This is a genomic window from Exiguobacterium sp. JMULE1 (genome assembly GCF_013337175.1).
GTDB classification, from domain to species: domain Bacteria; phylum Bacillota; class Bacilli; order Exiguobacteriales; family Exiguobacteriaceae; genus Exiguobacterium_A; species Exiguobacterium_A indicum.
Map to the genome: position 1 here is coordinate 598,317 of NZ_SGWC01000002.1, position 12,200 is coordinate 610,516.

A 12,200-nucleotide genomic window follows, 5' to 3' on the forward strand; every position below is an offset into this window, starting at 1 on the left:
ACAGAATGGAAGAAAAACGCTTTAGAAAGGAGTAGCACATGAGTCGATTCCCAAAAGAAAGTAGCAAGATTGAGATTCAAAGTTTCAAACATAACGGGAGCTTACACAGAGTTTGGGAAGAAACGCTCGTGCTGAAATCGACGGAAGAAGAATTGATTGGGTTCAATGACCGCATCATGGTCAGTGAATCGGATGGTCGTCAGTGGCGAACACGAGAGCCTGCAATCTGTTACTTTTCAACAGAACTCTGGTTCAATGTCATTTGTATGATTCGGGAGGATGGCATTTACTATTACTGCAATCTTGGATCACCTTCTACGTTCGATGAGAAAGATCGAGCAGTCAAGTACATTGATTACGATTTAGATATCAAAGTGTATCCGGACATGTCCTACATGATCCTCGATGAGGACGAGTATGAGAAGCATCGCCGCGAGATGAACTATCCGAAGGCGATCGATCGTATTTTGAAAGACAATGTCCAAATCCTGATTCAATGGATCCGCAGTCGCAAGGGTCCATTTAACCCGGCTTTCGTGGATATGTGGTATCGTGAATATGAAACAAGATATCGGAGATGATGGTTCGCCATCGTCTTTTTTTAATTGAAGGAAGTGAAACACGTGGCAACACAAGCAAAACGTAAGAAACAAGGTTCGATCCGCCGCTATATGGCGTTCGTCAAGCCGTATCAAAAACAGATTCTCCTGACGGTTTTCGTCGGGATCATCAAGTTCTCGATCCCACTTGGACTTCCGTTGTTGTATAAGTACATCATCGACAATATCCTAACTGGAAACACGATGCCGATGGCAGAAAAAAGTAAACAATTGGCGTATTTGATTGGAGCGGGTGTCTTCATCTTCTTGATCGTCAAGCCGCCGCTCGAATACGTCCGTCAGTACCTCGCGCAATGGTCCGCGTCTAAGATTTTATTTGACGTTCGTAATCGATTGTTTGATCATGTTCAGAAATTATCGCTTCGTTTTTATTCGAATACGAAAACCGGAGAAGTCATCTCGCGAATCATCAATGATGTCGAGCAGACGAAAGACTTCGTCGTCACGGGATTAATGAACCTATGGCTTGATATGATTACGATTTTCATTGCGATCGCGATCATGTGGACGATTGATCCGAAGTTGACGCTCGTCGCCATTATTCCGTTACCATTCTACGCCCTCGCCGTTAAGTTCTTTTACGGTCGCTTACGCGGATTGACACGGGAACGTTCGGCAGCACTTGCGGAACTACAAGGTCATTTGACGGAACGGGTCAACGGCATGGCAGTCATTCGTAGTTTTGCACTCGAACCGCACGAGAACAAAGCGTTCAAACATCAAAATGATGGGTTCTTAAAAGCGGCGCTGCGTCAAACGAACTGGAATGCGCGGACGTACGTCGTCGTCTCGACGATTACGGACTTCGCACCAATCCTTATTTTCGGGACAGCGGCGTTCTTCGTCTTGAACGGACAAGTGACACTCGGGACGATGGTTGCGTTCATTGGTTATATCGACCGTCTGTATGCGCCGCTCGGTCGTCTCGTTAACTCCTCAACGACGTTGACACAGTCGATCGCTTCGATGGACCGGATGTTCGAGTTTTTAGATGAGCCGTATGACATCACGGAAAAACCGAATGCACGCGATCCAAAAGATGTCCGCGGAAACGTTCAGTTCGAAAACATCAGTTTCGCTTACGAAGAAGGCGGCGAGCTAGCGATTGATCGCTTAACGCTTGACGTTCAGGCAGGTGAACGGATTGCTTTCGTCGGGATGTCAGGTGGTGGGAAATCGACGCTCGTCAGTTTAATTCCACGCTTCTATGATGTGTCTGCCGGTCGGATCACGCTTGACGGCGTTGATATTCGTGACTTGAAGTTGCGTGGTCTTCGCGATCAGATCGGGATGGTCATGCAGGAGTCGATTCTCTTCAGTGAGTCGGTTCAGATGAACATTAAGATGGGGAATCCGGAGGCGACGGATGAGGAAGTCGTCGCAGCGGCAAAAGCAGCGAATGCCCACGAATTCATCGAACGGTTACCGAACGGCTATCATACGCCGGTCGGTGAACGAGGCGTCAAGTTATCGGGTGGTCAAAAGCAACGTCTAGCCATCGCTCGGGTCTTCTTGAAGAACCCGCCGATTCTGATTTTGGATGAGGCGACGAGTGCGCTCGATTTAGAGAGCGAAGCGATGATTCAAGATTCGTTAGCGCGTCTCGCGAAAGGACGGACGACGTTTACTGTCGCGCACCGTTTATCAACGATTACCGATGCCGATAAGATCGTCGTCATCGAAAATGGTCAAATTACGGAAATCGGAACACACGAAGTCCTCATGCAAAAACGAGGCGCTTATTTCGAACTGTATGCCATTCAAAATCTGGAACTCGTCGAATAACACAAAAGCAGCGACCTTTGCGAGGTCGCTGCTTTTTTAGTGGGGGGACTTAGAGTCGAGCAAAGGCACGATCGACTGCTGCGATCGTCTCTGTGATGTCGGCTTCCGTATGTTCCGTCGTCAAGAACCACGCTTCGTATTTCGAAGGGGCAAGGTTGACGCCTTCTTCTAGCATCAATTTGAAGAAACGTCCGAACATCTCGCTATCTGCACGTTCTGCACCATCGTAATCGATGACTGTTTCATCCGTGAAGTAGACCGTCATGGCACCTTTTAGACGGTTGATCGTAATCGTGACGTCATGACGTTTTGCTGCTTCTAGCACACCTTGTTCGAGTAAGGCGCCAAGGTGATCGAGTTGTTCATAGACACCAGGCTTCTCAAGTAATTCAAGACAAGCGATACCCGCAGCCATGGATGCCGGGTTACCTGCCATCGTACCTGCTTGGTAAGCCGGACCGAGTGGCGCGACGTGTTCCATGATTTCTTTGCGACCGCCATAAGCGCCGATCGGTAAACCACCACCGATGATTTTGCCGAGTGCCGTCATATCAGGACGGATATCGAGTAACTCTTGTGCACTGCCGTACGTGAAGCGGAAGGCTGTGATGACTTCATCATAGATGACGAGTGCGCCGTGTGCATGCGTGATTTCGTTGACCGCAGCAAGGAATCCAGGTTGCGGTTCGACGATACCGAAGTTTCCGACGATCGGTTCAACGAGTACACAAGCGACTTGATCGCCCCATTGTTCCATGATTTGACGGTACGATTCGATATCATTGAATGGTGTCGTAATGACTTCTTTTGCCGTCGCTTTCGTGACACCAGCTGAATCGGGAGAACCAAGTGTCGCTGGTCCGCTTCCTGCTGCAATCAGCATCAAATCCGAGTGACCGTGGTAACATCCACTGAACTTCACGACGAGCTCACGACCCGTATACGCACGTGCGACGCGAATCGTCGTCATGACAGCTTCGGTTCCCGAGTTCGTAAAGCGTACTTTTTCAAGCGAAGGAATCGCTTTTTGTAGTTTATGTGCAAAGTCGATTTCTAGACGGTGTGGTGTGCCGTAAAGAAGACCATTTTGGGCAGCATGGGTGATCGCTTCCGTAATGTGAGGGTGACCGTGTCCCGTGATGATCGGACCGTAGGCTGCTAAGTAATCGATATAGCGATTGCCATCGACATCATAAAAGTAAGCACCTTCTCCGCGTTCCATATAGACAGGTGCGCCGCCACCGACGGCTTTGAATGAACGCGATGGGCTGTTGACGCCACCGACGATACACTCTTGTGCGATTTCATATAACGCCTCTGAAGTAGGACGTGTAGTGTGGATAGACATGAGGATTCCTCCAATCGATGATTCGTGAAAAATATCACGATATGATTGTATCATGGACGTCAAATCCGGTGCAGAGCCGTTGACGGAATGCCTATTTGTAGGTAGACTAATTATAAAGATTACAATCTGATAATCAATGAAAGATAGAAATGAGGGGATGGACGTGGCTAACGAAATGCTGGATGACGCCGTGAAGTCACTTCGGGAATCAGGCGTTCGAATGACACCACAACGTCACGCGATTTTGGAATATTTAACGACGGGACACACGCATCCGACAGCGGATGAGATTTATCGTGCACTCGAACATCGTTTTCCAAACATGAGTGTGGCGACTGTATATAATAACTTACGCGTGTTTCGAGAAAAGGGAATCGTTGAGGAAATGAATTACGGAGACGCTTCAAGTCGCTTCGATTTCGTTACGACACGCCATTACCACATGATCTGTGAGAACTGTGGAAAGATCGTTGATTTCAACTATCCTGTGCTCGATGATGTTGAGACGGTTGCGGCGCACTTAACAGGCTTTAAAGTCGATCGTCACCGATTAGAAGTGTACGGAACTTGTCCGGACTGTCAATCGAATGTCCAATAAAAAAACGAGCTGCCTTAGCGGGGAGCTCGTTTATTATGTTTATTATATTTTTCATCGAATTCTTTTCCTTCAAGAGACGGATCCATCGTCAGTGGTTCATCGCAATGCATACATAAGTCGACGCGACCAAGGACTTTTGTTTCTTTTCCGCAGTTCGGACAAGTGACGACAGCTGCCTTCGTTGATGTCAGACCAATCAAGAAATAGAGTGCCGTACTGGCGAGAACCATGACGAAACCGAGAAGCATGAGTAAGACCATGATGATTTCAAATTGTTTGAGTAATAGACCGCCATACATGACGAGCATCCCACCGAACACAAGAAACATAGCTAAGTTTCTCGCGCGGTTTATTTTATTTTTACGTTGTTTTTTCAAGTGAATTCCCCCTGTTGTCAGTCTAGCATAAGAAGTGGGATTGCCTGAAGAAGGAAAGCTTGTTTTTTTGTCGAAAATGGTAACGACGAGTTCGTATAGAAGGGTGAGAAGTACATGGAACAAGCAACACGAACGATTTATTCGGAATACGCGGCTTATCGTGAAACACAAGGGATCATTGCTGTTGAGAAACGGCAACCACGGGATTCCTTGACGGATCAATTTGATACACTTCTTGTCGTCATCACGAGAGACCCAGAAGTCGAGTGGACGATCAAACATTATCGACTGAATACACTAAAGGTGTCATTACACCTCGTACATGAAGATGTCTTATCACGCTGGATTTTGTTAAATGCGAATCGACGCGCGATTCACTGGATTGCAGAAGGAACGATCGTTTTCGAACGGAACGATTACTTAGTTGACTTAAAACGGCAACTCTTAAACTTTCCTGATGAGGAAAGATGTCTACAGATGACGATCTCATTCGCTAAACTTCTGCGTCGTTTCCAAGACGGAAGGAACTTGTTCAGTCGCGGACATCATTATGATGCCTATACACACGTCCATCACGCTTTGCATCATCTCGCGCGATTATCTGTTCTGGAAAAAGGAAAACATCCCGAAACAGTCGTCTGGGAACAAGCGCGACTCGATGATCCGGATGTCTATAAACTATATGAACAATTATTGATGAGTGAAGAGACATTAGATCAACGTATTCACCTAGCCTTGATTGGACTTGAGCATCTTCTGCAGTCGAAGGTCTTATCGGGAGGACGCTATTTATTTGAAATCATGCGTGAGCGGACAAGTCCTTGGACAATGTATGAATTGATGGAAGAAGAGCGACTGCAAGAAGTCAAAGTGGATTTAAGTAGTCTGATTGATTTCTTTATGCGAAAAGGTCTGATCAGGATTTCGTATCAAACAACTAAAGGAGCAGGGGTCGAACTCGTAACGTATGAGCCGGTCGTATGACGATCGGCTTTATTTTTTCTATGTGTTGTTTTGGCTATATATAGAAGGAAAAAGATTTCAAAAGTTTTTTTAGAAAAACTATTGACGGTATTATACCGAGATAGTATATTAATACATGTCGACAGGGCAACACGCACTGGACGGTGACGAGAAAGAAAAAAGATTTCAAAAAAGGATTGACGCTTAAGTTATTCCGTGATATCTTATTAAAGTCGCTGAAAACGACACGACGAACTTTGAAAACTGAACGATGAGGCAAAAATCGTATTCTACGGAATACAAACATGAATGAAGCGCAAGCTTCGTCAATCGTGACTTCGGTCACACAACGAGCAAGTCAAACACTTTATGGAGAGTTTGATCCTGGCTCAGGACGAACGCTGGCGGCGTGCCTAATACATGCAAGTCGAGCGCAGGAAACTGACGGAACTCTTCGGAGGGAAGGCAGCGGAATGAGCGGCGGACGGGTGAGTAACACGTAAGGAACCTGCCTCAAGGATTGGGATAACTCCGAGAAATCGGAGCTAATACCGGATAGTTCATCGGACCGCATGGTCCGTTGATGAAAGGCGCTCCGGCGTCACCTTGAGATGGCCTTGCGGTGCATTAGCTAGTTGGTGGGGTAACGGCACACCAAGGCGACGATGCATAGCCGACCTGAGAGGGTGATCGGCCACACTGGGACTGAGACACGGCCCAGACTCCTACGGGAGGCAGCAGTAGGGAATCTTCCACAATGGACGAAAGTCTGATGGAGCAACGCCGCGTGAGTGATGAAGGTTTTCGGATCGTAAAACTCTGTTGTAAGGGAAGAACACGTACGAGAGGGAATGCTCGTACCTTGACGGTACCTTACGAGAAAGCCACGGCTAACTACGTGCCAGCAGCCGCGGTAATACGTAGGTGGCAAGCGTTGTCCGGAATTATTGGGCGTAAAGCGCGCGCAGGCGGCCTTTTAAGTCTGATGTGAAAGCCCCCGGCTCAACCGGGGAGGGCCATTGGAAACTGGAAGGCTTGAGTACAGAAGAGAAGAGTGGAATTCCACGTGTAGCGGTGAAATGCGTAGAGATGTGGAGGAACACCAGTGGCGAAGGCGACTCTTTGGTCTGTAACTGACGCTGAGGCGCGAAAGCGTGGGGAGCAAACAGGATTAGATACCCTGGTAGTCCACGCCGTAAACGATGAGTGCTAGGTGTTGGGGGGTTTCCGCCCCTCAGTGCTGAAGCTAACGCATTAAGCACTCCGCCTGGGGAGTACGGCCGCAAGGCTGAAACTCAAAGGAATTGACGGGGACCCGCACAAGCGGTGGAGCATGTGGTTTAATTCGAAGCAACGCGAAGAACCTTACCAACTCTTGACATCCCATTGACCGCTTGAGAGATCAAGTTTTCCCTTCGGGGACAATGGTGACAGGTGGTGCATGGTTGTCGTCAGCTCGTGTCGTGAGATGTTGGGTTAAGTCCCGCAACGAGCGCAACCCCTATCCTTAGTTGCCAGCATTCAGTTGGGCACTCTAGGGAGACTGCCGGTGACAAACCGGAGGAAGGTGGGGATGACGTCAAATCATCATGCCCCTTATGAGTTGGGCTACACACGTGCTACAATGGACGGTACAAAGGGCAGCGAGACCGCGAGGTGGAGCCAATCCCATAAAGCCGTTCCCAGTTCGGATTGCAGGCTGCAACTCGCCTGCATGAAGTCGGAATCGCTAGTAATCGCAGGTCAGCATACTGCGGTGAATACGTTCCCGGGTCTTGTACACACCGCCCGTCACACCACGAGAGTTTGCAACACCCGAAGCCGGTGAGGTAACCGCAAGGAGCCAGCCGTCGAAGGTGGGGTAGATGATTGGGGTGAAGTCGTAACAAGGTAGCCGTATCGGAAGGTGCGGCTGGATCACCTCCTTTCTAAGGAAAACGTCCCTTACGGGACATGCCCATCGTTCAGTTTTGAGAGCTCGTCTCTCAGTCTCGAAAGAGACACTCGCACCTTGAAAACTGAAGACATCAACAAGACATCAAAACTTTTAATTAACCATGTCATTAGACGTGTGTTCTTAGAATACCAACGCTAGATCAAGGTATGAAGGGCGTACGGTGGATGCCTTGGCACTAGGAGCCGATGAAGGACGCGACGAACAGCGATATGCTTCGGGGAGCAGTAAGTATGCTTTGATCCGAAGATTTCCGAATGGGGGAACCCACCATCTGTAATGGGATGGGACATGTTACATGAATACATAGTGTAGCGTGAGGCAGACCCGGGGAACTGAAACATCTAAGTACCCGGAGGAAGAGAAAGCAAATGCGATTCCCTGAGTAGCGGCGAGCGAAATGGGAACAGCCCAAACCGGAGAGCATGCTCTTCGGGGTTGTAGGACACTCTATACGGAGTCAAAAAGGAAGACAGTAGGTGAAGGACCTGGAAAGGTCGGCCGAAGAAGGTGACAGCCCTGTAGCTGAAACTGTTTTCCCTCCAGAGTGGATCCTGAGTACGGCGGGACACGTGAAACCCCGTCGGAATCCGGGAGGACCATCTCCCAAGGCTAAATACTCCCTAGTGACCGATAGTGAACCAGTACCGTGAGGGAAAGGTGAAAAGCACCCCGGAAGGGGAGTGAAATAGATCCTGAAACCGTATGCCTACAAGTAGTCAGAGCCCGTTAACGGGTGATGGCGTGCCTTTTGTAGAATGAACCGGCGAGTTACGATAACGCGCGAGGTTAAGCCGATGAGGCGGAGCCGTAGCGAAAGCGAGTCTGAACAGGGCGTTCAGTGCGTTGTCGTAGACCCGAAACCAGGTGATCTACCCATGTCCAGGATGAAGGTCAGGTAACACTGACTGGAGGTCCGAACCCACGCACGTTGAAAAGTGCGGGGATGAGGTGTGGGTAGCGGTGAAATGCCAATCGAACCTGGAGATAGCTGGTTCTCCCCGAAATAGCTTTAGGGCTAGCCTCGAGGTTGAGAGTTCTGGAGGTAGAGCACTGATTGGACTAGGGGCCCCCACAGGGTTACCGAATTCAGTTAAACTCCGAATGCCAGCAACTTATACTCGGGAGTCAGACTGCGAGTGATAAGATCCGTAGTCAAGAGGGAAACAGCCCAGACCGCCAGCTAAGGTCCCAAAGTGTATGTTAAGTGGAAAAGGATGTGGCGCTGCCTAGACAGCTAGGATGTTGGCTTAGAAGCAGCCACCATTCAAAGAGTGCGTAATAGCTCACTAGTCGAGTGGCGCCGCGCCGAAAATGTAACGGGGCTAAACATACCACCGAAGCTGCGGATTCCGTAAGGAATGGTAGGGGAGCGTTCCAAACCGCTGTGAAGCTGTACCGGAAGGAGCAGTGGAGCGTTTGGAAGTGAGAATGCCGGTGTGAGTAGCGAAAAGAGGGGTGAGAATCCCCTCCGTCGAAAGCCCAAGGTTTCCTGAGGAAGGCTCGTCCGCTCAGGGTTAGTCTGGACCTAAGCCGAGGCCGAAAGGCGTAGGCGATGGATAACAGGTTGATATTCCTGTACCGCCGATCCACCGTTTGAACAATGGGGGGACGCAGGAGGATAGTGACGCATGCGGATGGAAGTGCATGTGCAAGTTTCAAGACCGTCTGATTGGCAAATCCGTCAGGCATCAAAGTCAAGGAACGACGCGGAGTCCCGTAGGGACGTAGGTCACGATTTCACACTGCCAAGAAAAGCCTCTAGTGAGGGGGAAGGCGCCAGTACCGTAAACCGACACAGGTAGGCGAGATGAGAATTCTAAGACGCGCGGGATAACTCTCGTTAAGGAACTCGGCAAAATGGTCCCGTAACTTCGGGAGAAGGGACGCTCTACATGAGTAGAGCCGCAGTGAATAGGCCCAAACGACTGTTTAGCAAAAACACAGGTCTCTGCTAAATCGCAAGATGACGTATAGGGGCTGACGCCTGCCCGGTGCTGGAAGGTTAAGGGGATGGGTTAGCGCAAGCGAAGCTTTGAACCGAAGCCCCAGTAAACGGCGGCCGTAACTATAACGGTCCTAAGGTAGCGAAATTCCTTGTCGGGTAAGTTCCGACCCGCACGAAAGGCGTAACGATTTGGGCACTGTCTCAACGAGAGACCCGGTGAAATCATAGTACCTGTGAAGATGCAGGTTACCCGCGACAGGACGGAAAGACCCCATGGAGCTTTACTACAGCCTGATATTGAGGCTTTGTGCATGATGTACAGGATAGGCGGGAGACGTCGAGCCCGGAGCGCCAGCTTCGGAGGAGTCACCCTTGGGATACCGCCCTTCATGCATAGAGTCTCTAACTCGCAGCCGTGATCCGGCTGGAGGACCGTGTCAGGCGGGTAGTTTGACTGGGGCGGTCGCCTCCTAAACAGTAACGGAGGCGCCCAAAGGTTCCCTCAGAATGGTTGGAAATCATTCGTAGAGCGCAAAGGCAGAAGGGAGCTTGACTGCGAGACCTACAAGTCGAGCAGGGACGAAAGTCGGGCTTAGTGATCCGGTGGTTCCGCATGGAAGGGCCATCGCTCAACGGATAAAAGCTACCCTGGGGATAACAGGCTGATCTCCCCCAAGAGTCCACATCGACGGGGAGGTTTGGCACCTCGATGTCGGCTCATCGCATCCTGGGGCTGGAGTAGGTCCCAAGGGTTGGGCTGTTCGCCCATTAAAGCGGTACGCGAGCTGGGTTCAGAACGTCGTGAGACAGTTCGGTCCCTATCCGTCGTGGGCGCAGGAAATTTGAGGAGAGCTGTCCTTAGTACGAGAGGACCGGGATGGACGCACCGCTGGTGTACCAGTTGTTCCGCCAGGAGCATCGCTGGGTAGCTACGTGCGGACGGGATAAATGCTGAAAGCATCTAAGCATGAAGCCCCCTCCAAGATGAGATTTCCCTTTGAGTAATCAAGAAAGACCCCTCAGAGACGATGAGGTAGATAGGTCACGGGTGGAAGCATGGCGACATGTGGAGCTGAGTGATACTAATCGGTCGAGGCCTTGTTCTAGCAGATGCATTGTTGATGACTTCAGTTTTGAGGGCGCGAGCCTTTCAAAAAAATGAAAAAAAGTCTTGACGTTATGTGAACATAATGTTAAGATAATAAATGTCTGGTGGCGATAGCCAAGTGGTCACACCCGTTCCCATGCCGAACACGGAAGTTAAGCACTTGAACGCCGAAAGTAGTTGGGGGCTTCCCCCTGTGAGGATAGGACGCTGCCAGGCGATCGTTCCGCAATAGCTCAGCGGTAGAGCAACCGGCTGTTAACCGGTAGGTCGTAGGTTCAAATCCTACTTGCGGAGCCATTTATTACTTCTTCACCACGTACAATGGAGAGCTGTCCGAGTGGCCGAAGGAGCACGATTGGAAATCGTGTAGGCGTCAAAAGCGTCTCAAGGGTTCGAATCCCTTGCTCTCCGCCATCATCACTTTCAATTCATAATGGCCCGTTGGTCAAGCGGTTAAGACACCGCCCTTTCACGGCGGTAACACGGGTTCGAATCCCGTACGGGTCACCATTTATAGCGTCGCGGGGTGGAGCAGTCTGGTAGCTCGTTGGGCTCATAACCCAAAGGTCGTCGGTTCAAATCCGGCCCCCGCAATTACATACGGTCCTGTGGTGTAGCGGTTAACATGCCTGCCTGTCACGCAGGAGATCGCGGGTTCGAATCCCGTCAGGACCGCCATTGTTAAGGCTTTGTAGCTCAGTTGGTAGAGCAAAGGACTGAAAATCCTTGTGTCGGCGGTTCGATTCCGTCCAAAGCCACCATCTTTATTAACAACATGATTTTCCCATTTGTGGGGGGGTAGCGAAGTGGCTAAACGCGGCGGACTGTAAATCCGCTCCCTCGGGTTCGGCGGTTCGAATCCGCCCCCCCCCACCACCATAGGGGCATAGTTTAGCGGTAGAACTACGGTCTCCAAAACCGTCAGCGCGGGTTCGATTCCTGCTGCCCCTGTTTACCATGGCGATTGTGGCGAAGTGGTTAACGCACCGGATTGTGATTCCGGCATTCGTGGGTTCAATTCCCATCAGTCGCCCTCTTATTATTGGGCTGTAGCCAAGTGGTAAGGCACTGGATTTTGATTCCAGCACGCGAAGGTTCGATCCCTTCCAGCCCAGCTTTTCAAGCGGAAGTAGTTCAGTGGTAGAATACGACCTTGCCAAGGTCGGGGTCGCGGGTTCGAATCCCGTCTTCCGCTCCAATGAGTGGCGCCATAGCCAAGTGGTAAGGCAGAGGACTGCAACTCCTTTATCGTCAGTTCGATTCTGACTGGCGCCTCCAACTATTTCTCAACTAAATAGTTTTGCAAGAGATTGTGCCGGTGTGGCGGAACTGGTAGACGCGCACGACTCAAAATCGTGTTCCTTTGGAGTGTCGGTTCGATTCCGACCACCGGTATCTTGCGGGTGTAGTTTAATGGTAAAACCTCAGCCTTCCAAGCTGATGACGAGGGTTCGATTCCCTTCACCCGCTTTATACTTTTTACACAATCTGATGTTTCA

At 50.1% G+C, this 12,200-nt stretch carries 6 protein-coding genes, 14 tRNA genes and 3 rRNA genes; 21 read left to right on the forward strand and 2 right to left on the reverse strand.

Annotated elements, in window-relative coordinates:
• The first annotated feature begins 38 nt into the window (after positions 1–38).
• Positions 39–581: a nucleoside tri-diphosphate phosphatase gene (ntdP, locus tag EXW93_RS03240; protein ID WP_023467311.1), complete on the forward strand. Its 543-nt coding sequence runs from the start codon at positions 39–41 to the stop codon at positions 579–581.
• A 90-nt stretch (positions 582–671) separates the two neighbouring features.
• Positions 672–2,405 (forward strand): ABC transporter ATP-binding protein, encoded by a 1,734-nt coding sequence (locus EXW93_RS03245; protein ID WP_055966722.1) that lies wholly within the window; start codon positions 672–674, stop codon positions 2,403–2,405.
• A 49-nt stretch (positions 2,406–2,454) separates the two neighbouring features.
• On the opposite strand, the gene EXW93_RS03250 is transcribed toward EXW93_RS03245, so the two are convergent.
• The gene (locus tag EXW93_RS03250) at positions 2,455–3,753 is read right to left on the reverse strand and encodes a glutamate-1-semialdehyde 2,1-aminomutase (RefSeq protein WP_174316032.1); all 1,299 of its coding nucleotides are present in this window, start codon (positions 3,751–3,753) and stop codon (positions 2,455–2,457) included.
• Positions 3,754–3,928: 175 nt separating this feature from the next.
• Between EXW93_RS03250 and perR the strand changes: the two genes are divergently transcribed.
• Positions 3,929–4,351 carry a peroxide-responsive transcriptional repressor PerR gene (perR, locus tag EXW93_RS03255; RefSeq protein ID WP_369792039.1) on the forward strand — a complete coding sequence of 141 codons (423 nt, stop codon included), beginning with the start codon at positions 3,929–3,931 and terminating at the stop codon, positions 4,349–4,351.
• A gap of 14 nt (positions 4,352–4,365) precedes the next feature.
• Here the strand turns inward: perR and EXW93_RS03260 are convergent, their stop codons facing one another.
• On the reverse strand, positions 4,366–4,728 hold the full coding sequence (locus tag EXW93_RS03260) for a DUF2614 family zinc ribbon-containing protein (protein WP_029340912.1): 363 nt from the start codon (positions 4,726–4,728) through the stop codon (positions 4,366–4,368).
• Between the two features lie 114 nt (positions 4,729–4,842).
• Here EXW93_RS03260 and EXW93_RS03265 point away from each other — a divergent pair, with 114 nt between their 5' ends.
• The 18 genes from EXW93_RS03265 to EXW93_RS03350 all read left to right on the forward strand — a co-directional run bounded on the left by EXW93_RS03265 (position 4,843) and on the right by EXW93_RS03350 (position 12,171).
• Positions 4,843–5,712, forward strand: a complete 870-nt coding sequence (locus EXW93_RS03265) for a nucleotidyltransferase-like protein (RefSeq protein ID WP_035398755.1) — start codon at positions 4,843–4,845, stop codon at positions 5,710–5,712.
• A 345-nt stretch (positions 5,713–6,057) separates the two neighbouring features.
• Positions 6,058–7,619, forward strand: a 16S ribosomal RNA gene (locus tag EXW93_RS03270).
• Between the two features lie 166 nt (positions 7,620–7,785).
• Positions 7,786–10,699, forward strand: a 23S ribosomal RNA gene (locus EXW93_RS03275).
• Positions 10,700–10,801: 102 nt separating this feature from the next.
• A 5S ribosomal RNA gene (gene rrf / locus EXW93_RS03280) occupies positions 10,802–10,917 on the forward strand.
• The 16S, 23S and 5S rRNA genes sit together here with 14 tRNA genes alongside, the layout of an rRNA operon.
• A 6-nt stretch (positions 10,918–10,923) precedes the next feature.
• Positions 10,924–10,998: transfer RNA gene (locus EXW93_RS03285), tRNA-Asn, on the forward strand.
• A gap of 26 nt (positions 10,999–11,024) precedes the next feature.
• Positions 11,025–11,115, forward strand: a tRNA-Ser gene (locus EXW93_RS03290).
• Positions 11,116–11,136: 21 nt separating this feature from the next.
• Positions 11,137–11,211: transfer RNA gene (locus EXW93_RS03295), tRNA-Glu, on the forward strand.
• A gap of 10 nt (positions 11,212–11,221) precedes the next feature.
• Positions 11,222–11,295 (forward strand) — tRNA-Met (locus EXW93_RS03300).
• A gap of 8 nt (positions 11,296–11,303) precedes the next feature.
• Positions 11,304–11,379 (forward strand) — tRNA-Asp (locus EXW93_RS03305).
• Between the two features lie 7 nt (positions 11,380–11,386).
• Positions 11,387–11,462, forward strand: a tRNA-Phe gene (locus EXW93_RS03310).
• Positions 11,463–11,493: 31 nt separating this feature from the next.
• Positions 11,494–11,577 (forward strand) — tRNA-Tyr (locus tag EXW93_RS03315).
• Between the two features lie 4 nt (positions 11,578–11,581).
• Positions 11,582–11,652: transfer RNA gene (locus EXW93_RS03320), tRNA-Trp, on the forward strand.
• A gap of 9 nt (positions 11,653–11,661) precedes the next feature.
• Positions 11,662–11,734: transfer RNA gene (locus tag EXW93_RS03325), tRNA-His, on the forward strand.
• A 10-nt stretch (positions 11,735–11,744) separates the two neighbouring features.
• Positions 11,745–11,816, forward strand: a tRNA-Gln gene (locus tag EXW93_RS03330).
• Positions 11,817–11,824: 8 nt separating this feature from the next.
• Positions 11,825–11,899: transfer RNA gene (locus EXW93_RS03335), tRNA-Gly, on the forward strand.
• A 6-nt stretch (positions 11,900–11,905) separates the two neighbouring features.
• Positions 11,906–11,979 (forward strand) — tRNA-Cys (locus EXW93_RS03340).
• A 36-nt stretch (positions 11,980–12,015) separates the two neighbouring features.
• Positions 12,016–12,096: transfer RNA gene (locus tag EXW93_RS03345), tRNA-Leu, on the forward strand.
• A 4-nt stretch (positions 12,097–12,100) separates the two neighbouring features.
• Positions 12,101–12,171 (forward strand) — tRNA-Gly (locus EXW93_RS03350).
• The last annotated feature ends 29 nt before the right edge of the window (positions 12,172–12,200 follow it).